At 41.7% G+C, this 24671-nt stretch carries 26 protein-coding genes; 12 read left to right on the plus strand and 14 right to left on the minus strand.

Going from position 1 to position 24671, the window contains the following annotated elements; genetic code table 11:
- Positions 1-9: 9 nt before the first annotated feature.
- The 4 genes from GPS65_RS02010 to GPS65_RS02025 all read right to left on the minus strand — a co-directional run bounded on the left by GPS65_RS02010 (position 10) and on the right by GPS65_RS02025 (position 3768).
- Positions 10-1218, minus strand: coding sequence for an ammonium transporter (locus GPS65_RS02010; RefSeq protein WP_012011524.1), 1209 nt, complete (start codon positions 1216-1218; stop codon positions 10-12).
- 193 nt (positions 1219-1411) lie between these two features.
- A complete protein-coding gene (locus GPS65_RS02015; protein WP_041815999.1) occupies positions 1412-2152 on the minus strand; it encodes an amino acid ABC transporter ATP-binding protein in 741 nt (246 codons plus the stop codon).
- Between the two features lie 10 nt (positions 2153-2162).
- Positions 2163-2840 carry an amino acid ABC transporter permease gene (locus GPS65_RS02020; RefSeq protein ID WP_012011521.1) on the minus strand — a complete coding sequence of 226 codons (678 nt, stop codon included), beginning with the start codon at positions 2838-2840 and terminating at the stop codon, positions 2163-2165.
- 40 nt (positions 2841-2880) lie between these two features.
- On the minus strand, positions 2881-3768 hold the full coding sequence (locus tag GPS65_RS02025) for a transporter substrate-binding domain-containing protein (protein ID WP_012011520.1): 888 nt from the start codon (positions 3766-3768) through the stop codon (positions 2881-2883).
- Between the two features lie 178 nt (positions 3769-3946).
- Here GPS65_RS02025 and GPS65_RS02030 point away from each other — a divergent pair, with 178 nt between their 5' ends.
- Complete coding sequence (locus GPS65_RS02030; RefSeq protein WP_012011519.1) at positions 3947-5335, plus strand: MFS transporter; 1389 nt, start codon at positions 3947-3949, stop codon at positions 5333-5335.
- 37 nt (positions 5336-5372) lie between these two features.
- Here GPS65_RS02030 and GPS65_RS02035 read toward each other — a convergent pair whose 3' ends face one another.
- From GPS65_RS02035 to GPS65_RS02045, 3 genes are all read right to left on the minus strand, one after another.
- The gene (locus GPS65_RS02035; protein WP_041816376.1) at positions 5373-5972 is read right to left on the minus strand and encodes an undecaprenyl-diphosphatase; all 600 of its coding nucleotides are present in this window, start codon (positions 5970-5972) and stop codon (positions 5373-5375) included.
- A 104-nt stretch (positions 5973-6076) separates the two neighbouring features.
- A complete protein-coding gene (locus GPS65_RS02040; RefSeq protein ID WP_144499982.1) occupies positions 6077-7264 on the minus strand; it encodes an MFS transporter in 1188 nt (395 codons plus the stop codon).
- A 13-nt stretch (positions 7265-7277) separates the two neighbouring features.
- Positions 7278-7691 carry a MarR family winged helix-turn-helix transcriptional regulator gene (locus tag GPS65_RS02045; protein ID WP_119125485.1) on the minus strand — a complete coding sequence of 138 codons (414 nt, stop codon included), beginning with the start codon at positions 7689-7691 and terminating at the stop codon, positions 7278-7280.
- 338 nt (positions 7692-8029) lie between these two features.
- On the opposite strand from GPS65_RS02045, the gene spoIIID reads away from it, so the two are divergent.
- The 4 genes from spoIIID to GPS65_RS02065 all read left to right on the plus strand — a co-directional run bounded on the left by spoIIID (position 8030) and on the right by GPS65_RS02065 (position 11307).
- Complete coding sequence (spoIIID, locus tag GPS65_RS02050) at positions 8030-8308, plus strand: sporulation transcriptional regulator SpoIIID (RefSeq protein WP_008343327.1); 279 nt, start codon at positions 8030-8032, stop codon at positions 8306-8308.
- 184 nt (positions 8309-8492) lie between these two features.
- On the plus strand, positions 8493-9494 hold the full coding sequence (gene mbl / locus GPS65_RS02055) for a cell shape-determining protein Mbl (RefSeq protein WP_012011515.1): 1002 nt from the start codon (positions 8493-8495) through the stop codon (positions 9492-9494).
- Between the two features lie 124 nt (positions 9495-9618).
- On the plus strand, positions 9619-10458 hold the full coding sequence (locus tag GPS65_RS02060; RefSeq protein ID WP_012011514.1) for a flagellar hook-basal body protein: 840 nt from the start codon (positions 9619-9621) through the stop codon (positions 10456-10458).
- A 30-nt stretch (positions 10459-10488) separates the two neighbouring features.
- Complete coding sequence (locus tag GPS65_RS02065) at positions 10489-11307, plus strand: flagellar hook-basal body protein (RefSeq protein WP_003215031.1); 819 nt, start codon at positions 10489-10491, stop codon at positions 11305-11307.
- 14 nt (positions 11308-11321) lie between these two features.
- On the opposite strand, the gene GPS65_RS02070 is transcribed toward GPS65_RS02065, so the two are convergent.
- Positions 11322-12377: a tetratricopeptide repeat protein gene (locus GPS65_RS02070; RefSeq protein WP_012011513.1), complete on the minus strand. Its 1056-nt coding sequence runs from the start codon at positions 12375-12377 to the stop codon at positions 11322-11324.
- A gap of 218 nt (positions 12378-12595) precedes the next feature.
- Between GPS65_RS02070 and fabZ the strand changes: the two genes are divergently transcribed.
- Together fabZ and mscL are read left to right on the plus strand one after the other, a co-directional pair.
- On the plus strand, positions 12596-13030 hold the full coding sequence (gene fabZ / locus GPS65_RS02075) for a 3-hydroxyacyl-ACP dehydratase FabZ (RefSeq protein WP_012011512.1): 435 nt from the start codon (positions 12596-12598) through the stop codon (positions 13028-13030).
- Positions 13031-13156: 126 nt separating this feature from the next.
- Positions 13157-13552, plus strand: coding sequence for a large conductance mechanosensitive channel protein MscL (mscL, locus tag GPS65_RS02080; protein ID WP_003215139.1), 396 nt, complete (start codon positions 13157-13159; stop codon positions 13550-13552).
- Between the two features lie 188 nt (positions 13553-13740).
- On the opposite strand, the gene GPS65_RS02085 is transcribed toward mscL, so the two are convergent.
- A complete protein-coding gene (locus GPS65_RS02085; RefSeq protein WP_161985305.1) occupies positions 13741-14151 on the minus strand; it encodes a YwpF-like family protein in 411 nt (136 codons plus the stop codon).
- Positions 14152-14268: 117 nt separating this feature from the next.
- On the opposite strand from GPS65_RS02085, the gene GPS65_RS02090 reads away from it, so the two are divergent.
- The 3 genes from GPS65_RS02090 (at position 14269) to ytvA (ending at position 16799) form a co-directional block, all read left to right on the plus strand.
- Positions 14269-14625 carry a hypothetical protein gene (locus tag GPS65_RS02090; RefSeq protein WP_041815992.1) on the plus strand — a complete coding sequence of 119 codons (357 nt, stop codon included), beginning with the start codon at positions 14269-14271 and terminating at the stop codon, positions 14623-14625.
- Positions 14626-14996: 371 nt separating this feature from the next.
- On the plus strand, positions 14997-15857 hold the full coding sequence (locus GPS65_RS02095; protein ID WP_222122464.1) for a Cof-type HAD-IIB family hydrolase: 861 nt from the start codon (positions 14997-14999) through the stop codon (positions 15855-15857).
- A gap of 153 nt (positions 15858-16010) precedes the next feature.
- Positions 16011-16799 carry a YtvA family blue-light photoreceptor gene (ytvA, locus tag GPS65_RS02100; protein WP_003214597.1) on the plus strand — a complete coding sequence of 263 codons (789 nt, stop codon included), beginning with the start codon at positions 16011-16013 and terminating at the stop codon, positions 16797-16799.
- Between the two features lie 70 nt (positions 16800-16869).
- Here the strand turns inward: ytvA and GPS65_RS02105 are convergent, their stop codons facing one another.
- Both GPS65_RS02105 and GPS65_RS02110 read right to left on the minus strand, forming a co-directional pair.
- The gene (locus GPS65_RS02105) at positions 16870-19647 is read right to left on the minus strand and encodes a DEAD/DEAH box helicase (RefSeq protein ID WP_144473416.1); all 2778 of its coding nucleotides are present in this window, start codon (positions 19645-19647) and stop codon (positions 16870-16872) included.
- Positions 19634-21241 (minus strand): SWIM zinc finger family protein, encoded by a 1608-nt coding sequence (locus GPS65_RS02110; RefSeq protein ID WP_012011507.1) that lies wholly within the window; start codon positions 21239-21241, stop codon positions 19634-19636. The genes GPS65_RS02105 and GPS65_RS02110 overlap by 14 nt, the downstream gene beginning before the upstream one ends.
- Before the next feature lie 186 nt (positions 21242-21427).
- On the opposite strand from GPS65_RS02110, the gene GPS65_RS19240 reads away from it, so the two are divergent.
- Together GPS65_RS19240 and GPS65_RS02115 are read left to right on the plus strand one after the other, a co-directional pair.
- Positions 21428-21571, plus strand: coding sequence for a YwzD family small protein (locus GPS65_RS19240; RefSeq protein ID WP_003214884.1), 144 nt, complete (start codon positions 21428-21430; stop codon positions 21569-21571).
- 116 nt (positions 21572-21687) lie between these two features.
- The gene (locus GPS65_RS02115; RefSeq protein ID WP_012011506.1) at positions 21688-23007 is read left to right on the plus strand and encodes a UDP-glucose dehydrogenase family protein; all 1320 of its coding nucleotides are present in this window, start codon (positions 21688-21690) and stop codon (positions 23005-23007) included.
- Between the two features lie 35 nt (positions 23008-23042).
- On the opposite strand, the gene GPS65_RS02120 is transcribed toward GPS65_RS02115, so the two are convergent.
- From GPS65_RS02120 to GPS65_RS02130, 3 genes are read right to left on the minus strand one after another with little or no spacing between them, the layout of a single operon-like run.
- Positions 23043-23576, minus strand: a complete 534-nt coding sequence (locus GPS65_RS02120) for a chromate efflux transporter ChrA (RefSeq protein ID WP_041816374.1) — start codon at positions 23574-23576, stop codon at positions 23043-23045.
- Positions 23576-24157, minus strand: a complete 582-nt coding sequence (locus tag GPS65_RS02125) for a chromate efflux transporter ChrB (RefSeq protein ID WP_003214813.1) — start codon at positions 24155-24157, stop codon at positions 23576-23578. The genes GPS65_RS02120 and GPS65_RS02125 overlap by 1 nt, the downstream gene beginning before the upstream one ends.
- A gap of 16 nt (positions 24158-24173) precedes the next feature.
- Complete coding sequence (locus tag GPS65_RS02130) at positions 24174-24650, minus strand: chromate efflux transcriptional regulator ChrS (RefSeq protein ID WP_041815982.1); 477 nt, start codon at positions 24648-24650, stop codon at positions 24174-24176.
- Positions 24651-24671: the final 21 nt, after the last annotated feature.

Consider the following 24671-nt stretch of genomic DNA (forward strand, 5'->3'; position numbering starts at 1 on the left):
CCTTTTTCTTTAATCTTGATAAGCTTTTTCCCCATGCATGGTTAAATCAAGACCCACTGATTCTTCTTCTTCGGTTGCGCGAATCTTAAAGAAGAGATTCACCACTTTGATGATCACGTATGTCACAACAGCTACAAAAGCATAGGTGGCCACAATAGCGACGACTTGCTTCCAAAGTAAGCTAGGATCTCCATAAAATAAGCCATTGGCTCCGCCGTCATTGACAGAGGTTGTTGCGAAAAGCCCTGTTGCAATACCTCCCCAAGTCCCGCCAATTCCGTGAAGTCCGAATGCATCTAGTGCATCGTCATAGCCAAATTTGGCTTTGAGCGAGAAAACTCCCCAGAAACATACGATGCCGCCGATAATTCCGATAATAATAGAAGCAAAAGGTGTGACAAAACCTGCGGCAGGTGTAATTGCCACAAGACCTGCGATGCCTCCAGATATTGCGCCGAGCATGGTCGGTTTTTTGTTGATCATCCACTCGACTAACAGCCAGCCGATGATTCCCGCAGCCGCAGCAGTATTGGTGTTAATAAAGGCATACATGGCGACACTGTCTAAGGTAAGGGCACTTCCAACGTTAAAGCCAAACCATCCGAACCAAATGACAGCTCCGCCAAGAAGAGTATAAATCAAATTGTGAGGGGAAGAGCTTGCTGCTTCTTTACGCTTCCCGAGCACAATCGCTACAACTAGACCTGCCACACCTGATGAAATGTGAACCACGTTTCCTCCAGCAAAGTCGAGCGCACCCATTTCGCCAATCCAACCGCCTCCCCATACCCAGTGTGCGACTGGCGCGTATACAAATGTGACCCAAAGGAGTGTAAACACGACGACCGCTGAGTAGCGAATTCGTTCAGCAAAGGCACCTGAAATGATGGCTGTTGTTAAGACGGCAAAGGTCATTTGGAACATCATAAACAATGAATGTGGGATCGTCTCACTGTAGGAACCAGGTTCAAAGCCAACGCCTTTTAGTCCAACCCAGTCTAAGCCTCCGATCCATGCATTGCCTGGTGCGAAAGCTAAGGAATAGCCAAACAAGATCCATACGATAGAAACGATCGCTAGTGAAGTTAAGCTGTGCATGGTTGTACTTAAGACGTTTTTACTTCTCACGAGTCCTCCGTAGAATAAGGCTAAACCCGGTGTCATTAACCACACGAGTAGTGCGCAGAAGAACATAAATACTGTATCACCCATTTGCATGCTGCATTCCCCCTGAATCATTCAGAATTAATTGATTTCTTAATTCTTCATTATAGAGAGAAAAGTCATATATAACATATTCATGTAAGTTAATCTTACATGGTTTTTGGTTATATTCAATATAAATGGATGAAAAGTTCGTGAAAAATGAGAAAAAACATACATTGAGCATGAAAAATAAAGGGCGTTTGACCTATAAAATGGAGCTGAGAAACAGCTTGGTTCGTTCCTCTCGAGGAGAATCGAACAATTCTGATGGGGTGCCTTCTTCAACAATACGACCTTCGTGCATATAGACGACACGATCGGCAACTTCTTTCGCAAAGCCCATTTCATGTGTGACGATCACCATCGTCATGCCTTCTTTTGCGAGACTTTTCATTGTTTGCAGTACCTCGCCTACAAGCTCTGGGTCGAGGGCAGACGTAGGTTCGTCAAATAACATGACATCTGGTTTCATGGCGAGTGCTCTTGCAATAGCCACACGCTGCTTTTGACCGCCTGATAGTTTAGAAGGGTATACATTGGCTTTATCCGCAAGTCCGACCTTTTCTAACAGGACATTGGCTTCTGATACAGCTTGATTCTTTTTTGTTTTTTTCACCATAACAGGCGCCTCGATGATGTTTTCAAGCACAGTTTTATGCGGAAAGAGGTTGAAATGTTGAAACACCATGCCTATTTTTTGCCGCATCTCGTTTAATTGATCGCGTTTTGGGTGAACTGGGCTGCCATCAATGATGATTTCCCCATCATTTTTGATTTCTAAAAAGTTCATACAGCGGAGCAAGGTGCTTTTTCCAGAGCCACTGGCACCAATTAAGACGACCACATCATTTTCGTAAACAGTGAGATCAATATCCTTTAAAACATGCAGTTCTCCGAAGTGTTTATTGAGTTTTTCAACACGAATGAGTTCCTTTGATTCTGTCATGTTTCTCCTCCTAATGGTCACTGACTGATAGTTTTTTCTCAAAGGTTTGGACAGCAAATGTTAACAGCAGGACAAGGACTAAGTAATAGACGGCTACAACAAGTAAATAGGTCATATTGTCAAAGCTGTTTGAGCCTTGGGTCGTGGCGACGTTAAATAGTTCATTGACGCTAATAAAGGCGGCGAGTGATGAATCTTTTAAGCCAATAATGAACTGGTTGCCAAGAGGGGGGAGGGCGCGCCGCATCGCTTGCGGGAGAATGATGCGTCTCATTGTTAGAAAACGTCCCATGCCAAGAGAGCGTCCAGCCTCTTTTTGCCCCTGATCGATTGATTGGATGGCGCCTCTAAATATTTCTGCTATATACGCTCCATTATGAAAGGCGAGCGCAATGGAAGCGGCCCAGAAGTCGGGGATATTTAATTCTGTCAGTCCAAAATATAGGATGAAGATTTGGACAATCAGTGGTGTGCCGCGTACAAGGAAGATATAGGCGTTGGCGATATAACCGAAGACAGCCACGCGTGATATTTTCAATAAAGCAAAGAAGAGCCCGATGAACATGCCAATGAAGATGCTGATCACAGTGAGTTGTAGGGTGAGCAGCATTCCTTCTAAAAAAATACTTCTTGAATCAATCAGCGTCTGAAAAAAATGTGATAGGGTAGGCAAAACAATCATCTCCATTTGAAGAAAGTGCGCCTAAAAAAGGCGCACAATCGTGGTTTTAATTTTGTTTGACCGTGATATCTTCATCAAAGTATTTCTCGCTAATTTGTTTGAATGTTCCGTCCTTTTTTAATGCGTCAATTGCATCGTTGATCTCTTTTATAAGCTGTTCATTTTCTTTAGATACAGCGATTGCCTGCTCACTTTGTCCGAGTCTTTCTTGCGCTTCAATCTTTAATTTTTTCTTCATGGCTTCTGCACCTGTGGCGAAATCCGTCACGACTGCATCGTGTTTTCCGTTGGCTAGTGCTTCTAAAGCGACGACATCACTGTCGTAATATTTTGGTTCCTGCCCGCTATGTTTCTTTGCGATATCAGCATAGGACGAGCCTTTAGATACAGCGATTTCTTTGCCTTTTAAATCATCAGCCTGCTCAATGTCTGCTCCTGGTCTTGTGAAAATTTGCGGACCAGAGTAGTAGTAGGGCTTAGAAAGAAGGACGTGTTTTTTTCGTTCCTCATTGATGGTATGACTTGCAACTGCCGCATCGAATTTTCCAGATTTCACACCTTCGACGATGCCTGCGAATTTATATTTCTTCTGTATAGGCTCGAGGCCTAGTTTGTCACTAATCGCATTGCCTACATCGATATCAAAGCCTGACATCTGATTTCCATCCATGTAACTGAACGGGTGAAATTCACCTGATGCTGCAAATATAAACTTCCCATCCTCCAAAATTGGCGACCCTTTCGCTGTAGAATTACGTTTATCTCCGTTCCCATTTGTTTCATTTGAACCACACGAAGACAGAAGTAATACTGCAACCGATAAAAGGGCTGGGACCCAAAACCGTCTTTTCTTAATAATAAGCTTCTCCTCCTTTTTAGCCGTTCTCCATATAAGGAGAAAGTAGGCTTTTGAATATGTGTAGCATCTTACCATTTGTTCCTCATATTCTCAATTTTATATGTGTTTTTCCAACACTCGCCCTTTTTAAAATGTATGTCTTGCTTTTCCAAGAGAGAACTTGAATTCATCAGGGTAAAAAAGGGAAATGAATCTCATAATAACGGAAGGATTGGCAAAAAACATGCTAGATCACAAAGAGGGGGGTAGGTGTATGAAGAAGTGGAGAGACAACCGAAAAGTCTTTTTAACTGCAATTGCCTTTGGGACAATGTTAAATCCGTTGAATTCCTCAATGATTTCTTTGGCCTTGCATCAAATTCAGCATGAATTCGGTTTGTCATTTACGACTGTATCTTGGCTGATTTCGTCTTTTTATTTAGCTAGTGCGGTGACGCAGCCGGTGAGCGGCCGGATTGGGGATCATGTGATGAGCCGGAGAACATTATTTTTATTCGGACTAGGTCTTGTGGCGGTCTCAGCTATCTGTGCGCCGTTTGCCCCGACGTTTGCGGTGCTGATTGTGATCCGGCTGTTGCAGGCAATTGGGAGCAGTGCCATTTATCCTTCTGGTGTCGGACTTATTCGGGATCATATCCAAGAAAAGCAGGCATCGGCGTTAGCTGTATTGTCCATTTTTGCTTCGGCGATGACGGCGCTTGGCCCGACACTTGGCGGCTTTTTGATGACGATCGGCGGCTGGCCAGCGATCTTTTTAGTGAATCTGCCTTTTATTTTGATTAGCTTCTTTCTTGGACTATCTTTGTTTCCGAAGGAACAAAAAAAGAGAAAGCTACGTATAGGTGAAACGGTACGAAAGCTCGATTTGCCAGGGATGCTTCTTTTTACCGTTTGTATTGTCCTTTTGCTTTCGTTTTTATTATCACTAGGTCATGGCATTCAATATGTACAGGGGGTTCTTTGTCTCTTGAGTGCAGGCGCTTTTATTTGGTGGGAGTATCAGGTGGATGAACCGTTTATTCAAATTCGGATGTTCAGACAGGAGCAGCGGCTGTCACTTGTGTATGTGCAATTTATCATTTTAAATATCTTTTTCTATTGTCTTTTCTTTGGTTTGCCGAGCTATTTCCAGGATGAATTAGGCTGGCGTGTGGAAATGACAGGTCTTTTTATGCTTTGCATGTCTGGGGTGAGCATCATTATCTCTCCGCTGACGGGAAAGTGGGTGGACCGAGGGGATGAACGTCATCCGGTATTAGCCAGTGCGGTATTGATGCTGGCTGGAGCCTCTGCGATGACCTTCTTTTTTATTCCGGCACCATTATGGGGAAAAGGGCTAGTTCTAGCTTTGCTTGGACTTAGTTATGGGATTGGAAATGTTGCGCTGCAAGCAGCGATGCTCAAGGCAAGTCCTCAGCATATGATTGGCACGTCCTCTGGGCTTTTTCAAACATGCCGCTACCTTGGTTCTATTCTTTCGTCTGCTGTTCTCGGTATGCTGTTTGGAGACGAAATTGCTGGTCCGCATTTTGAGCAGTTAGGCTGGACGCTGATCATTATTTCCCTTACCGGCATCGGTGTCAGTCTTTATTTTTCGAACAAGGTCAAAGAAGGACGGTCAATAAAAAAAGCGGTGCGATAAGTGGAAGAAGAATCTTCATCACGTTATCGCAAACCGCTTAAGAGTTAGACAGGTCAGAGCCCTGATCCTTTTGCTTCCTTCTGAATATTTTTCCTTCAATTGTCTCATAGAAAGTGACGATGCGATCAATTGGAGAGTCAAAGAACTTCCATAATTTATTCATGATAAACACGACCACAATCGATACAATCAAGCTGCCTAAAACATCTAATGGATAATGGTGACCGACCCAGATGCGGGAGAATCCTGTGAGTAATCCAAAGACGAGCAAGATGTTACCAAGCTTTTTATTACGAGATCGAATGGCAAGTGAAAGAGCCAGTGCACCTGTTGTATGGTCACTTGGGAAGGAAGCGTCTGCTGAGTGCGGAATGAGTGTGTCAACTTTATGCGCCACAAACGGCCGCTCCTCATAATGAAACAGTGTAATGGCAAAATTGACGATAAGTGCCGCGATGCCTGTTACACCAGAAAAGAAGACATGCTTCTTAAATTTGTGATTACCTAAAAACCAGCAAATCAATAAAACAAGGGCATACACAAGAAGGGCCTTTTTCGTAATGAAAATCATGGCCTGATCTAAAAACTCAGAATGATGAGCCATCCCGTGTATCAATTTAAACAGTTCGTAATTCAAAACATCACCTATACCTTCGCTTAATGCCAACTATTTTTCAAATAATCGTCTATTTGAAACATCCTATATTTTAGCATGTTTCCGTTGAAGTTTAAAATAGAATCCTATTCTGATAGGGAGACCTTCTGTGCTTTTGCTTCTTGGGGCTTTCGTTCGCTCCAATAAAAAACAATCATACTGAGCAAGACAACAATACCTGCAATGAGATATACATTTGAAAAATCGGTGAAGCTGACAAGAAGACCAAATACAAATGAGCCAGCAGCAATCCCCGTATCATATAAAGTGAAGAAAGTAGCCGTCGCATAGCCTGTACGGTGAGCTGGCGAATGCTGAATGGCAAGTGTTTGTAAACATGGTACTAGTGATCCATAGCCAAGTCCAATGACACCACCTGATAAAAGAAGCATTGTAGCTGAATGTGTAGCTGTCAGCATCCATAAACCAATCGCAAAAAGAGCAATCGAAGGATAGATCACAATGTGAGGTCCTACTCGGTCAAAAAGTCTGCCTGTAAATGGACGTGATCCAAGCATTGCTGCCGCAAACACAATAAAGAAATAACTGCTTGCCCCCATCAAGTCAAGGGAATTGGCATAGACTGAAATAAATGAAATGATCGGCGAATAACAGAAGGAAATAATGATACCGACTGCTGCTGTTTTTAATGCACCTTTTTCAAACAAGTGAGAAAAAGTAAATCGGAAGACGACACTACCCCCATCTTCAAGCTCTGGCTGTCTGATTAGCATCGTAAAAGCGGCACCAATGGTAACGATAATGGAGAAAAGAAGGAATAAGGAATGGAATCCTACTTTTCCTACTTGATTCAATGCAATAAATGGACCGATAACCACAGCAAGGTTCATGGACATGACAAAGTAGCCGAGTCCTTCCCCGCGTTTATGTTTTGGAATCATATCTGCTGCTATGGCACTGGTTACTGTCGTCAAAATGCTAAAAAAGATGCCCTGCACGAAACGCAGCATGAGAAGTGTTTGGAATTGATCAATTGGGATGTATAAATAAGTGAGTAAGGCAAATGCCGTTGATGAGAAAATCGCCATCCGTTTTTTACCGAATTTCTCAATAATCGCTCCAGAAAACGGTCTTGTCACAATGGCGGACAATAAGAAGACCGTCACAAGAAGACCACCCTGTGATTCTGTTCCATTGAGTTCATCCATTGTGTAAATAGGCAGCAAGGTCAAAAGGGCATAAAAAGAGGTGAACGTAAATAAATTCACCAGAACAATCATGATAAAGTCTCTCGTCCAAATGCGTTCGTTCATGATGTATCACTTCCTATTCAGTTGATAATTTGTGTAAAAGTGTATGGAGGAGTTGTTTTTCTTCGTGGGTGAAATCTGCAAGACATTCTTCTTCAAATTGTTCCATCGTACGTTTGATTTCTTCAAATCGGGCCTTAGCATCATCTGTCATCACGATCAGGTTTTCACGTTTGTCTTTTCCTTGTACCCGTTGCACCCAGCCATTTGCTTCTAGACGGGTTACGGTTCGGGTAATGGTTGGAGCTTCGACGTTCAAGTATGTCCAAATGTCTTTTTGGGTTTTCGGGCCGAATGTATCCAAACAAAAAAGTACAGTCCATTGGGACATGTACAAATCATAAGCAGCAAGCGCTTCGTTCGCCTTTTTAGACAGCAATCTGGCGCTTTGGTGTATTTGATGTAAACACTCTCTATTTAACGTATCCATATGCTCACCTTTATTAAATATTTAGCTAGGTAAATAAAATCACCTTTTCTATTTTACGTGCTCGACCCATTCTTGTAAAGTGAAAATTTTCGCCACTCGAAATGATTGCATTTTCTGATAAATCCCTTGTCCCTTCTTCATTTTTAGCATATTCCCTATGCAATGCTAATACACTGTTACAAACCTGACAAAGAGAGTGTTTGAGGTGAGGGATCGTGTTTGGCATTTGCTACCTAATGGATGAGAAATTAAGACGAACAAGCGCCGCTGAAAATGGATAATATTGATACGGATCTCATTTCACACTTCTCACATCCATTTTAGGGAGGTCGAGTGGTGTGCACGATTACATCAAAGAGCGAACAATCAAGATAGGTAAGTATATCGTGGAGACAAAGAAAACCGTTCGTGTAATTGCGAAAGAATTTGGAGTCTCTAAAAGTACTGTACACAAGGATCTAACAGAAAGACTGCCAGAAATTAATCCAGATCTGGCTAATGAAGTGAAGGAGATACTGGATTATCATAAATCAATCCGCCACTTGCGAGGAGGAGAAGCCACTAAATTAAAGTATAAAAAAGAAGAAATTTTAGAAGGCGAGCCTGTGAAACAGTAAGCTTAGTTCTTTGTTCATAAACATGATATATATATCTTCCTCATATCGGTAGTTTCTAACCACAAATTTTGTAAAGACTTTTGTAAAGAAATATCTTTTTTTCTGCAAATTATGATAGAATATATAATTAGGGCAGAATGTGGTATTTGCTATGGAAACAGATTTTCAAGGAGGATATATATAGATGTTTGCTAGGGATATTGGAATTGATCTTGGTACTGCCAATGTACTGATTCATGTCAAAGGAAAAGGAATTGTGTTAAATGAACCATCTGTGGTAGCTCTTGACAAAAACAGCGGGAAAGTTTTGGCTGTTGGAGAAGAGGCGAGACGTATGGTTGGACGTACGCCTGGGAATATTGTTGCGATTCGTCCATTAAAAGATGGCGTAATTGCTGATTTTGAAGTAACTGAAGCGATGCTCAAGCATTTTATTAACTCATTAAATGTGAAAGGGCTATTCTCTAAACCGCGTATGCTCATCTGCTGCCCGACAAACATTACATCTGTTGAGCAGAAGGCGATCAAAGAAGCTGCTGAAAAAAGCGGCGGAAAGCATGTATTTCTTGAAGAAGAGCCAAAAGTAGCAGCTATTGGTGCTGGTATGGATATTTTTCAGCCAAGTGGAAACATGGTCGTAGATATTGGAGGCGGAACGACAGATATCGCTGTCATCTCAATGGGTGACATTGTAACCGCCTCTTCTATTAAAATGGCTGGAGACAAATTTGATCTGGAAATTCTCAATTACATTAAAAAAGAGTACAAGCTGTTGATCGGTGAACGCACGGCTGAGGATATTAAGATCCAAGTTGCAACGGTATTCCCAGACGCACGTCACGAAGAGATTTCAATTCGTGGACGAGACATGGTGACAGGATTACCAAGAACGATTACCGTCACAAGCAAAGAAGTAGAAGAAGCATTGCGTGAATCTGTATCTGCGATTGTTCAGGCTGCGAAGCAAGTTCTTGAGAGAACACCGCCTGAATTATCAGCTGATATTATTGATCGCGGCGTCATCATTACAGGTGGCGGAGCTCTTCTAAACGGGCTTGATCAATTGCTTGCAGAAGAGCTGAAAGTACCTGTTTTCGTGGCTGAGAATCCGATGGATTGTGTAGCTGTTGGTACTGGCGTCATGCTTGATAATATGGACAAGCTGCCAAAGCGTAAACTCAGCTAATGATGTCCCTCATTCTTTTTCGAAAGAATGGGGGATTTTTATTAAAGAACCCTGCAAATATGCCGATATATTTCATAGAAGATTGTGTTTAGGTCATGTGAAAGAATTTTAATGAGGTGAGCACGTGTTAAAAGGACTATACACCGCAACATCTGCCATGATCGCTCAAGAGCGGCGGACAGAAATGCTTTCAAATAATATTGCAAATGCGAATACACCAGGATATAAAGCGGATGAGGGGACGATGAGGGCATTTCCAGAAATGCTGTTAAGCCGAATGGAATCAGGACGTTTCCAAACTTCCTCAGGCAAAGGTTTTAGTGTTCCGCAGCAAACGCCAATTGGCGGCATTAATACGGGGACATATATGCAGGAACTGATCCCTCAATTTACACAAGGAACGTTAAAAACAACAGATCAAACAACGGATGTCGCACTAGTCGAAAATAATGTGCCGATCAACCCAGAGACTAATCAGAAATCAGCGCTCTTTTATGCGGTCAATACACCAGAAGGCGTTCGTTATACGAAAAGCAGCTCGATTACATTGAACGCACAAAATCAGTTGACTATCAATGGGCGTGCTCTTCTTTCTGTGACAGGTGAGCCAATCACGGTTCAGAGTGAGAATTTCAAAGTGAACGCAGATGGAACTGTGAGTGAAAATGGACAAAACCTCGGGCAAATTGATGTACGTGTTGCGATGGATACAAGGAACTTGGCGAGAGAAGGAAATGATTTATACCGTACAGCTGATAACCAGCCCCTGCCAAGTGCAGTTAATAACGGTCAAATGTCCTATACGTTAAGTCAAGGTGTATCGGAGCTGTCGAACGTGGATGTGACGAAATCATATACAGAAATGACAACCGCCTATCGAGCATTTGAAACAAACCAAAAAGTGGTTCAGGCGTATGATAAAAGCTTGGAAAAAGCAGTGAATGAAATCGGCAGAGTGTACTAATCAAGAAATGACAAAGAAAGGAGGATTCTTATGCTTAGAACGATGATCAATGCAGCTGTGTCAATGAACGAAGTACAAAAGCAGCTTGATATTATCAGTAATAATATCGCGAACAGTGAAACAACAGGGTACCGTGCGAAAAATACCCGTTTCTCAGAGCTGATCAGACAACAGTTCAACCAAGTGGATGAAAAAAATGCGCAGGTGGCAAACAGTCGTCTGACACCTGATGGGTTAAGGCTTGGGACGGGTACGATGGTCAATGCGTCCATTAACTCATTGCAAGGCTCGATTAAAGAAACAGGCCGTGATCTTGATGTTGCTTTTGGAGCGCCATCTCAGTATATGCAGGTCAATGTCGGCGGTAATATTCGTTATACAAGAGACGGTTCTCTTTACTTACAGCCAGGCAATAATCGTAATCAAGTGCAGCTTGTCACTAGCGAAGGGCATCCGATCCTTGATGAAAATGGAAATGAAATCGTCTTAAATGCGAATTTCCGTGATATTTCAATTGATAAAAATGGTCGTCTGACAGCCATTTCAAGAGATAATCAACCGAATCAGCAAGTGAATCTAGGCGTTGTACAAGTCAATAATTCTTCAGCACTTGTCTCTGAAGGAGATAATTTATTCTCAGTTGACGGTACTTATCAAGGCGCATTAACGGCACTAAATGGAGCAAACCGCCAAGCGATTCAGCTTCAGCAAGGTGCACTTGAAACGTCGAATGTGGATATGTCTAAAGAATTAACAGATCTCATGACAACACAGCGCTCCTATCAGATGAACTCAAGAACGATTACGATGGGTGATCAGATGCTTGGATTAGTGAATACAATTCGATAACGAACAGGCTGACATCAGCCTCTCATGATAAAAAAGGCGGCTCGCTCAAAGTCGCCCTTTTTTTTGTAAAAATCTGAGACATCGGCAAGCAAATCCTCAAGATCAATCCACGCTTCTTTTCGTTCAAGGCATGTAACAAGCCTTGCGATCTGCTCATCTGCCTTTGACGTTTGGCTGTAGAGAAGAAATAAGATTTGAAACTTGATTCTTAATATATCAAATTGAGAAGCAACGGCCTCTTTTAATCCTTTTTGAATATACTTCATTCCTTCATCGGTTAAATTTTCTTTATAACAGGAACGCACAGTTTCATAGAGGCACGATACATAGGAGTGTACGGACTTCCGGTATGCTGGGAGACGAAGTGCTTTTTTAAAGTATTCCAGCGCTTTCGTGTGTCGATTTTGTCTCGACTGAATAAAACCAGCATCATAATAAACGATACCGAGCAGTTCTTGATCATCAATCATTTTCACGTAGTCGATGATCTCGATAAAAAGAGCTTCGGCTTCTTCATATTTTTTTTGATCGCTATAATTAAGGCCGAGCACAATTTTACAACGATAGAGGCTATGGTCATCCCCATGCTTTGCAAAGATATCCATCGCTTTTTGAATATGACGAATCGATAGCAGCGAATAGCGATTGTTATAATAAACACCACTTGTACGGAAATGGAACTCTGCTTCCTCCAGCTCATCGTTAAGGAATGACAGTCGTTCTTCTGCCTTTTCGAGATAGTAGATTGCATCATTTTGATCGCTGTTTAAAGCTTCGTAAAGTCCGAGAAAGAAGTAAAAGTAATAGGCTAGTTCTTCGTTCATATCCTCTTTGTGCTGCATCAATTCATGTTTCATTTTTTCTAAGTCTTCTGTTTGATTCATCCACAGCTGATGGCGAAAAAGCATCAGCTGATAATGTAAACAGAGTTCCTGTTTTTTTGATATTTTACGTTGATGTTTTAATAGAGTTGTTTTGATTTCTTCAGCCTTCGAAAAATGTCGATGCTTTAGCATTGTATACCACGAATGGAGAAGTTTTTTAATGGATTTATCACTTATAAAATTCATTTTTACCCTCTTATTCAATCAATGATGTAATATATATTACCATATTTGTGAAAAAACAATGAGTGTAGAGTGGATTATATTTGATGACAATAGGTAATAGTAGATTCTATTTTTTACCATATGTGCGGAAGAGACGTTGAAAAATACGAGCATTCATAATATACTTCTATAGGAATCAAATGAAGATCATCGATATAGAAAAAAGGAGAGATCAAGATATGCTTGATGCTCAGCAAATTCAAGACATTATTCCACACCGTTATCCATTCTTATTGGTCGACCGTATTTTAGAGGTTGAGGGAGAGAAGAGAGCGGTTGGGATTAAAAATGTCACAGTGAACGAAGAATTTTTTAATGGTCATTTCCCAGGATACCCAGTCATGCCGGGTGTGCTTATTGTAGAAGCACTTGCGCAGGTGTTTGGGGTCATTATGTTAGGAAAAGAAGAAAACAAAGGGAAAATTGGTTTATTTGCAGGAATTGACGGCTGCCGTTTCAAAAGACAAGTGAAGCCTGGCGATCAGCTTCGTTTAGAGGTAGAAGTGACGCGTCTTAGAGGTCCAGTCGCAAAAGGAAAAGCAGTAGCCACAGTAGATGGCGAAGTGGCATGCGAAGCAGAACTCACATTTTCTATCGGTCCTAAAGTATCATGATTTGCCTGGCGGTTCATCAAGGATGAATCGCTTTTTATATGGAAACAACTAGTCTGAACGGATCAGGACTTGCAATTTTGACAAAAAAACGTCATATTAGACAAAAAAAGATGAAGGTGATAAAAGATGCTGAAAGAATTTAGAGAATTTGCAGTCAAGGGAAATGTCATTGACTTGGCTGTAGGTGTCATCATTGGGGGAGCATTTGGCAAAATTGTCACTTCTCTTGTGAATGATTTGATCATGCCGCTCGTTGGTATTATTATTGGCGGACATGATTTTAGCGGTCTATCTATTAAGATCGGATCTGCTCAAATTTTATATGGAAGCTTCATACAAACAGTGATTGATTTCTTGATTATTTCTTTTTCCATTTTTATCTTTATTCGTTATTTGAATAAATTAAAACGGAAAAAGGTAGAGGAAGAAGAGGTTGTAGAAACGCCGGATCAAACGGAAGTTTTACTAACAGAAATTAGAGATCTTTTGAAACATCAAAGCCAATCGAAAGATGTTCAATAGAAAAAGAGCGCTAATCCCGCTCTCAGCGTGTAGGCAAACTCTCGCATTCGTTGTCAGGTCTGTGCTCCGGTGCTCGCCCTTCCTAGACTGCAAAGGTTTCTATCACGCTGAAAGGAAGACAAAGGGCTAAAATAAGATTCATTTTAGCCCTTCGTCAACTATCTAAGAGCGGCTAATCCCGCTCTTTTTTATGTGTTTTGTTTAAATGCATCTAGTAGTTTTTCTCCGGAAAGCCCCTCTTTGACGAGGTCTTTAAGTACTTCTTCGGTTTCTGTTCTGTAGCGATTTGTAATCATCTTACCATCGAGCAGCACAGAAATGTTTTCTTCTAAAGCAACAATGTTTTTGACTTGGACAGATAGATGAACAGGGCGGTTGTTTTTTTTCGTGATCGTTACTAGAATCTTCACTTCAGTGTGCTGCTGAAAGAGCACCTCAAACACCTGTCTATGTTTCTTTGGGATGAGTGCCTCGATCATCCAGTGATTTTCTCCATCTTCTTTATTAATGATTAAACCGTCACGAAGGGGAATGCTGGACATTTTATCTTGCTTTGGATCAAGTTCGATTTTTAAATCAATCAGCCTAAAGGTTTTCATATTTTTCACCTCACAAGCGTTCATTATTCGTAAGTATTATTATAGCATACAACATCTGTATAAATGAAACCGCTGCCTGCTTAGAACGAGCTGTATTTGAGTGAAAGGAGATGTTTTATGGAGTCTTATCAATTGCGAAACATACATATTGGCGATGAGTCGGCAAAGAGTACAATGCGCATTTATTCGTGGGGAGACATTCTGACATTTTGTGATGTGTACATGGAAGAAGGCGAGTCACTCACGTTTCAATACGTCACCGAAGATCAAATGGACTATTTTGAATTTCAATTGTCGATTCATGACGGGCAGCTTTGTTTTTATTGGTTTGCATGGGATGGATCTGATTATATTCACATGCCTTCAAGTAATTGGATACATTCAGATGTTTTTTATCAATTTATGAAAAATAAGTTTTTCATTAAACAAAACAAGATGATGTTTTATACTCAAGCGGTAAAAAGCAGAAATTAAAGAGGAAATAGACAATTTGAAGGGGCATTTTTTCATTTTCATGTTTTGTCACATACAATCTTTCTCGGTAGACTAAGGGCAGTTAAAAGGAAAGGAGGTACGGTCTGAAACAAAAGGTAACGTCTAGCATCTGATAGCCCCCCTCTAGCTAAAGCTGATAGACGCTGCCTTGTGCATAAGAACACTGCGTAATAGAACCATCGCTTCTTTGTATAGGTCATGTGTCCCCTTAAATCCCCTTGTGTGTATCCGGTCATGTAGCGTGGCCGGGTACCCTTTTATTCCATAAAAAACCGATCACCTCTTGATGATGGATTTTATCAGCGGTATGATAGCCAAAATGGAGACAAAAGGAGAGAAAGATGACAAACATTCAATTGATCGCAACGGATTTAGACGGAACGTTATTGAATAGTGAACACAAAGTGAGCCGGGAAAATGAGCAGGCATTAAAGGAAGCAGCGGCGAATGGAATGGAAGTTGTCGTTTCTACAGGAAGAGCGTATTTTGATGTGAGGTCTATTTTTGATGAGCTTGGGATGAATACATGGGTGATTAGTGCCAATGGAGCTGTGATTCATGATCCGACTGGGCAAGTATATCATTCAGCTGCTTTACAAGAAGAAAAGGCCAAACGCATATTATCATGGCTTGAAGAACGTGGTTATTACTATGAAGTTTTTACAAACGAGGCCATTTTCACACCGAATCGTGGTAGAGAGCTTCTGGCGATTGAAATGGACCGCTTAAAAAGTGCAAATCCAGAAACGGACCTGAGTGTTTTAAAACAAGCGGCAGAAGTTCAATACAGTCAGTCAGGTTTTTCTTATATTGATACATATAAAGAGTTGTTTCGTGAGGATCGGAAGCTTTCATTCTACAACATCTTAGGTTTCTCTTTCTTTGAAGACAGATTGAAGGCAGGGTGGGATCAGTTTGGTGATGATGCAAGTGTCACAATGGTCAGTTCAGCCGATCATAACTTTGAAATTGGTGCAAAGGACGCTTCTAAAGGCCAAGCATTAACAAGGTTGGCAGAACGTCTTGGTATTCCTTTAAGCCAGACAGCGGCTGTAGGAGATAGTTTAAATGACGAATCGATGCTTCGAGCAGCTGGTGTTGGGGTTGCGATGGGCAATGCGAGACAGGATATAAAAGAAATCGCTGATCATGTCACGTTAACAAATGATGAACATGGTGTGGCGCATATGATTCGACACCTTTTGAAATAGATGCATCAGATGTCGTTGTATAAATCACATAGGATAAAGCGCATTCTACAAAAGAGGAATTCAGAACTACTTCTATTTACACATGATGTGGAACATCATATAATTTAATTATGAACATAACCCGCTTGTAAGGAAATTAAGGAGAGTAAACGAATGGCGCTGGAATCTTATAAGTCCGAAAATCTGCATTTAATCAAGGAAGCCTTAGACTATACTCAGGTTGGCCTGACGGTGACGGACCCGTCTTTACCTGATAATCCTTTAATATATGTGAACAAGGGCTTTTTAGATATGACAGGCTATCAAGAACCCGAAGTATTGGGGAAGAATTGTCGTTTCCTTCAAGGAAATGAAACAGAGCAAATTGCTCTCCAACAAATTAGAACAGCTATTGAGAACAAAGAGGCTGTCACTGTTCAGCTGAAAAATTATAAAAAATCTGGACAGATGTTTTGGAATGAGTTAAGTGTAGCTCCTCTTTGGATTGACGAAAATGAAGGGAAACGTCTTTATTTCGTAGGTCTGCAAAAGGATGTCACGAAAGAGAAGGAACAGCAGGAGCTTCTTGAGCAATCAATTGATGAAGTGCTGAACATTTCTGTTCCAATTGTTCCTGTGAAAGATGGCATTTCTGTGTTACCGATCATTGGTACGTTAACAGCGCCAAGATTTGATAAGATTATCTCTACAGTCTCCACCTATATCTCTCAATCTAAGGACGATTATTTTATTGTCGATCTGTCAGGTTTATTAGAAGTCGATTCATTTGTAGCAGATGCGATTTTTAAGCTGAACGATTTGATTTTAATGACAGGTACGGAACTCATCGTGACAGGGATTAAACCGAATCTAGCGATGAAAATGGGAGAAATGAGAGAAGATTTCCGTGAATTGAATACGTATATGAACGTGAAATCTGCATTGAAAAAACTGCACATTTAACCTATGTTCATATGAAATGAAAAAAGAGGACTTTTCATCATGTTTGAGAAAAGTCCTCTTTTTGCTTGGATTAAGATGATTGAGCGGCGGCACTTAATGTGAATAAATCCTCTAGTTCGTTTGTTGATAGCTCTGTAATCCAGCTTTCACTTTGGATAATTTGATCATTTAACGTTTGTTTTGTTTCGAGCATCTGATCGATTTTTTCCTCGATCGTGCCTGTTGTGATCATCTTATGAACGTGAACGAATCGTTTTTGTCCGATCCGATAAGCTCGGTCGGTCGCTTGGTTTTCCACAGCGGGATTCCACCATCTGTCGTAGTGAATGACATGGTTTGCGGCGGTTAGGTTAAGTCCAGTTCCTCCTGCTTTTAAAGAGAGAATTAAGATGTTAAATTCTTTCTTCTGGAAGCGGTCCACCATTTTATCTCGCTCCTGTTTGGACAGACTGCCATTTAAAAATTGAACGGGTTCGCCAAACATCTTTTCCGCCAGCTGCTTGATCATGTTCCCCATTCCAATATACTGCGTAAAGATGAGGCAGCTTTCGCCTTGCTCATGTATTGCTTTTAACAGCTCTGCGAGTTTATCCATTTTTAATGAACGTTTCAGCAGTTTCACATCGGTTCCACTCTCTTTTAAATAGAGTGCTGGGTGATCACAAATCTGTTTGAGTCTGCCTAGCATACTTAAAATAATGGCTTTCCGCTGCATTCCTGTTAACGAAGCCATGTGTTCGAATGTATCTTTCACGAGCTGTTCATATAAAGAAGCCTGCTCGGCGGAGAGCGGAATGAATTCTTTTTCTTCGAGTTTCTCAGGCAAGTTCAGGGCGACCTCTTCATCTTGCTTTGTTCGTCTTAATAGGAAAGGTTTAATCAGCTGCTGCAGCTGTTCAATTCTTTTTTCTTCACGGTCTTTTTCGATCGGCAGAACGAATTTCTTATGAAAGCTTGTCAAGCTGCCAAGATACCCTTTGTTGACGAAGTCAAAAATGGACCAAAGCTCTGTTAAACGGTTTTCCATAGGTGTCCCGCTAAGGGCAATGTGATGCTGTCCTTTGAGCTGTCTGATCGCTCTCGATTGTTTCGTATGGGCATTCTTAATGTTTTGAGCTTCGTCTAAACAAATCGTATCCCACTTTGCTGATGTTAATTCATCACGATCAGAATGTGAGAGTCCATAAGACGTCAGGACAATATCTGTTGACTCGTATGCCTTTGTAAAGTGTTCCCCTTGAGGACGCGATGGCCCGTAATGCAAGGCAACATTCAAATGTGGTGCGAAGGTTTCAAGCTCTCGTTGCCAGTTTCCTAAAACAGAGGTCGGCGCAATGATGAGAGATGGAGCGGCATTTGACTCCTGCTCCTTCAAATATGTGAAATATGCAATCATTTGAATTGTTTTCCCAAGCCCCATATCGTCTGCTAAACAAGCTCCAAATCCATGAGACCTTAAGAATAACAGCCAGTTGACACCATGCTGCTGATACGGCCTGAGTGTGCCTTTAAAGGAATCACTCATTTCGTAGGAAGGCAGCTCATGCGTATCATTTAACTGATGGACAAGTCCTCTTAATTGAGACGAAAGTTCAAATTGAATATGTGCAAATGCTGAGCTGTCTAGCAGCTCTGGAATCGATTCAGAAGATGCTTCTTGATCTGCCAGTTCGCGTGACAAAATATCAGACATGTGCAGCCCTTCATTTTCGGCACGCTCCATCCATTTTTTCATTTGCTGGATGAAGGTTGGATCGATTTTGATCCATTGTCCACGAATATTGACAAGACGTCGTTTACTTTGGACAAGCTCGTTGAACTCATCTTCTGTCAGCTCGATGCCGTTTGTAGCAAAGCGCCAATTAAAATCCATCAACGCATCCATTCCGACATGCGACTCGCCTCTTGGGGTAGAGGAAATCCTTGCTTTTAGCATCATGGTGCTTTCTTTGACAATTTGCCACCACGATGGGAGTAGAATCTCAATTCCCATATTCACAAGGGTTTCACTTGCTTCTGATAGGAAAAGCCAAGCTTCGTCTTCTGACATGAGTGTGGTGCCAGATGTGAAAGAGAGCCAAGGCACAATTTGACCGAATCGCTCCAGCTCTCTGGAGATTTTATCTTGATACGGATGCCAAGATCTTTTTAATGAACGGATGCCTTCAAAAAAGTGAAGATCACTGTTTTTCTTATCACGCAGAAACAATTCGATCTTCCAATCGTCTCCGTCGAAATCAGGTTCATTTAAACGCAAGCCGACAGTGAAAGGTGTGTCGTCATCAATCCAGCCAATCGTTTCCAAGAAATCCTGCTCATCTAAAAAATGTCCTTGGAAGGATGAGAGCGCAGGCGATTGTTCTGTCATGCGGTTCCATTTGTGCTGTAATGCATCATCATATTGAATGTAATCCTGTACAGCAAAGGAGAACCATTCAGCCGTATAGCCATCTAATAGTCCTTCTTTGTCTTTAAAACGTAGTACACCTTTTGTCCACGCCTCGTAATCCGGAATAAAATCTTCATCCTCAATGAATTCATAAATGGTGGAGGCTGTCTTCATCAGTGGTTCCGTTTCCTTGGTTAGTGTCACATGACTAAAGGTATTAAATGAATTTTTTCCTAGTAGTTCAACGGTCATCCAAGGGCTTAGCAGGAAGGCAGGTGTGCCAATAAAGCTCACATCTTCTAAAAATGTTCCGTAAAAAGACGATTCGTGCCATTGGAAAAGCTGCCTCTTCATTTCATTAAGCGGAACAGGGTGTCCGTCCTCTGCTTGCGCTGAAATGGTGAAAGAGAAATCTTCTGTTTGTTCTGCATGAATGACAATTTGTTTATGGCGTGTCATCAATTAATTTTCCTTTCTTCATTTCCTCTTGGAACGCACGCAGCCGTTTCGTTGAATCTTGTAGCTGCTTTACATATCTTTCCCAAATCGTAGTTTTTTTCGTTTTATGATAAAGCGTGCGCAGTTTTTTTAGCATTTTCACAGATTCTCGGTATGCACTTCGATTTTTTTGATCGAGAAGCTGTGAGATTTCACGGTGATACGATGGAATGAGCGCCTCAGGTTCCTCTTTTGCAATTTGTTTGATCAGATCCTTCTCCAGTTCACTGATGGAGAAACCAACAAGGCTGTGAATCTCAATCCATTCTGCATAACGCTGTTGTGCATATAAGAGCTGACTATATTCAGTAAACGCATAGGGCATGCAGATCTGGAGGTAGCGTTCATATAAATGATGATCCTTCGTCTGTTTAAAGTATGCGTCTAAATAGTAGAAGAAATCACTAACGGCTCCACGTAGTTCTCTGTAGGAAAGGTCGAGCTGACAATATTCCTCTAAAATATAGGTGATCTCTTCATACCAGAGCTTGAGCCGCTTCCAGTCCTTGCGGTTTGTCAGATCCTTCAGCCAATTGAGCACATTTGGCAGCATATCTGCATTGAGCATTTTTAATTGCTGAAAGAGGTGATCGTCTTCTTTCAGTAAATAATCCATGTGCATCAATCCGATGGTACGTTCTACCGTTTTTTCTTGCTGCTGAGCGTTCTTTAGTAATTCTGTTTCTTTTTTTACCCATTTCCCTCTATTTAATATGGTGCCCCAAATCTCCATAAAGACCGCTACTCGTTCATGTTGAAAAGGTCCGTTTATTTGAAGAAGTGTCCGAACGGCAGTTGGTGTGTTTTCAAGAAACGGATCGAGGGAAAAGGAAAGGGCGTATGTCTTCAAGTGATCCACTGAATCAAAAATGGTGTTCATGAGCTGTTCGACATATGGATTCATGGAATAATAGTCCTTCTCGGCATCAAGCTGGCCAAGATCGATTAATTCATAAATCCTTAACCACACATCGATTGACGTATGAATCGCATACAAACTCTTGAATTCAGGTGAATGAGGTGCGTGTTTTTTTAGGATCGATAAATAGCCGTAATACAAATGCTGCGGTGTTTGCTGGTGCTTTGGTGTCCGTTTCAGCCAGAGGTTAAATTCCTCTTGGAAAAAATTCAACCAGCTTTGAAGTGATTGTTCGTCTGGGCGCTTCACTTGGAAGTGCTGGCGAATTAATTCTTTGCTGCGTTGTAATTCATCCTTTTCTGACCAATTTTCTGTAAATCCGGTCACACTCTCTACTTGAGCGTATAGCGAAAAGAAGACAGCGAGAATGTGTTTACAAAGTCCATCTGCTGGACATGAGCAGCTGCTTCTCACAGGAAACAATACATGAAAGTGGACTCTGGCTGCCACGACATCATGTACATAAGCTGACCATTCCGTATCAGATTCTTGCTTGAGACGATATACACTGTCCTGTCTATAAGTAATCAATGCTTTTTTGATGAGTTGTTTGTTTTCATCTGTTGCAGGAAGAAGTTCTTTGATTTGTTCTGCTGTTTGCTTGAGTTCTTCTTCGTTGATGTTGTGCTGAAGCATTTGATCCGCTCCTAACCAAGTAAAAGATTCCAATTCTTTTATTATAGCTCAATGGTGATTTATAAAAAAGTTTTTCATGAAAATGGTCATAAATTTCAAAAGCTGTCGAATGATGTATTAGAGTATTGCATAAACCAACCTTACAGCATATAATAATGAAATTAGTGGAATCGAAAGGATACAGACATGGATAATAAGGGTTTGAATCAAGAAGAGTTTTTAAAAATTTTGATGTACGCTCATGATATTGGTGAGAATTCAAATGATGTCACAACAAAAGAAATGCTTGAAAATCTGATTGCTCATATTCGAAATGGTCTTGTTTCATAAAAGTAACCCCCTGCTAGTGATGGCAGGGGGTTTTTGTATGCTTTTATGAATGGAACGAAAGCTCTCAGCATACGATGTCTTTACAAGTATAAGGCGTATAGGGAGCTGATGGTGTCATGAATATAGCCATTGCAGGCTGTGGATATGTGGGACTGGTCACAGGTGTGTGTTTAGCGGAGGCAGGGCACAATGTGGCGTGTATTGATATTGACCGGAGAAAGATCATGCAACTGAAACAGGGACGTCCACCAATGTATGAGCCAGGATTAAAAGAACTGCTGAAACGCAATCTTGCGCAAGGACGAATTCAATTTCACATAAATGGAGAGGTAGCCTACCCGCAGGCTGATGTGTTAATGATTGCGGTTGGTACCCCGCAGCAAGCAGATGGCCAAGCTGATTTACAATATGTGCTTCAAGCCGCAAAGGAGATCGGTACAAAAGCAAAATCAGGTGCGGTTCTTGTGGTGAAAAGTACAGTGCCTGTTGGAACAGGTGATCAAATCGAACAGATGATACATCAAGAATTAGGACGGAAAGAGCCATTATCAATTGCATCTAACCCAGAGTTTTTACGAGAAGGCTCTGCCATTTCAGATACATTGAGGGCAGATCGGCTTGTGATTGGGGCTGAAACAAAAGCGGTATTAGACCGGCTCGAGGAGATGTATGCTGATTTCCACTTGCCAGTAGTCAAGACAGACCGAAAAAGTGCAGAAATGATCAAGTATGCATCAAACGCTTTTCTTGCGACCAAAATCAGCTTCATGAATGAGATCGCCTCTATTTGTGAGAAAACAGGTGCTGATGTGGAATGGGTGGCGCAGGGAATGGGGCTCGATCAACGGATCGGTTCTTCGTTTCTCAAGGCGGGGATTGGCTACGGAGGTTCTTGTTTCCCAAAGGATACAAATGCACTTGTCCAAATCGCAGGGCATGTGTCGCATGATTTTGAGCTACTAAAGGCTGTTATCAAAGTAAACAATGAGCAGCGAGCCGGTTTTATCAGAAGTATTCAAGAGAGACTGGGGGCAAATCTTGAAGGGAAGCGAATTGCACTGCTTGGTCTTGCTTTTAAACCGAATACAGACGATATGAGGGAGGCGCCATCTGTTCCAATAGCTCATGAACTCCATCAATTAGGCGCGGAGCTTGTGGCGTATGATCCTGTTGCCTCACGCCATGCCGCTCGTGAATTACCGGATCAAGTCGTGTTTGCTCATACGATTGAAGAAGCGATAAAGGATGTCCATGCAGTGTGTATATTAACAGAGTGGACAGAGATTCAGACGTTTCCTCTCAAGTCCTATAAGGAATGGATGAGACAGCCGCTTATTTTTGATGGACGAAACTGTCATACACTTGAAGCGGCAGAACAAGCAGGAGTCGAATATCATTCGATTGGGCGCAGACCAGTTTCTCCAATCTATATGTAAAAGAAAACCGATAACAGATCATGTTATCGGTTTTTTTAATGCGGTAGAATGAATCCGCCATATAAAAAGGCAGCCACAATGAGAAAGGCGGGGTGCATTTTGTATTTAGTCATAAAGAAAAAGGAGATCGCAGCAATGGCAAGCGATTGCATCCAGCCAATGGCTTTCACTGCATCTCCGCCAATTTCCCATGTTAATAAAAGCATCATCATCGCAATGACAGGCTGGACGGATAAGGTCATGCCTTTGACGACAGGTGATTGGCGAAAACGGTCAATCAGCTTGAGCAATAGAATCAATCCAATGGCTGATGGCAGTACAGTTGCAAGCAGTGCCACAATAAAGCCTGGCCAGCCCATGACGTCATAGCCGACATATGCTGCGATTTTCGTCGCAATTGGTCCTGGAAGTGCATTGGCTAAAGCAAGCATATTGGAAAATCCTTCGTTCGTCATCCAATGAAAATGGTTGACGATTTCTTCATAATTCAGCGGAATTGATGCAGGTCCTCCGCCATATCCTAATAGATTGGACAAGAAGAATGCCCAGAATAAAAAGAGAATCAGCATCATGAAGACACTCCTTTCTCTTTATTTGGTCGATTCCAGCGTTGTTTTAGTTTGAAATGAAATGCGCCATAGCATAAAAAGATAATGACAATGATTCCTGGATGAATGGACAGGACCTGCAGCCCGATAAAGGCCAGAAGGAACAGAGCAATCCCGAAGATCATTCCGAAGCCTTTCAGCGTTTTTTGTCCAAACTCGTATGCCATGATCCCAAGTAGAACGGCAATGACTGGTGTCACAGCGCCAATCATATTTTGAATGATTTGTGAGGAGCTCAAGACGCTGACAAGTGTGACGAGTGCCACCATGGCGAGACATGTCGGTAAAATATGGGCAGCTGTTGCGACGATTGCGCCGGATACGCCCTTCAATCGATAGCCAAGATAGGCTGACATTTTGGTCGCGATTGGACCTGGTAATGCATTGGCGATGGCGAGTGTTTCTCCAAATTCGTCATCATTGACCCATTGATATTTCACCACCGCTTCATGGCGAATGAGTGGTATAACGGAAGGACCTCCGCCAAAACCGAGAATGCCGGTTCGCACCATAGCGATGATGAGTTCGATATATGATTGCAAGTGCTTCAACTCCTGTCTACAATTTCATGCCCATTCGGCTTTTGTACCGTTTAATAAGCATTTGGCAGTCCACACTCACGACGCCTTCTAGCGGGTACAGTTTTTTTGTTAGAAATGTCTCCATTTCTTGTTCGTTTTGAAAAATGCCATGCATATGCAGTTTGCTTGGCCCTGTCATGTGATAAAGGCTTGTGACAGCTGTTTCTTGCTCAAGCTGAAGGGCGACTGCTTCTAAAAATTTCGGCTCCACTTCTACATTAAAGAAGACAGAAACATGAATGCCGATCTTAGCAGGGTTGATGACTGTTGTGAATCGTTCAATGACGCCTGCTTCAATCAGCTGCTGAATACGGGCTTGCACAGCAACACGTGAAAGACCGACTTGTTTCCCGAGATCTGTATAGGACATACGCCCGTCCTCATGTAATAGGGATAAAATTTGTTTATCTCGTTCGTCTAATGTTAAGTTCGGAATGCTATAGTCGTTTGACACCGTATGACCACCTTTCTTCTG

Origin of the sequence: Bacillus pumilus (genome assembly GCF_009937765.1) — a bacterium.
In the GTDB taxonomy this organism is placed as follows: domain Bacteria; phylum Bacillota; class Bacilli; order Bacillales; family Bacillaceae; genus Bacillus; species Bacillus pumilus_O.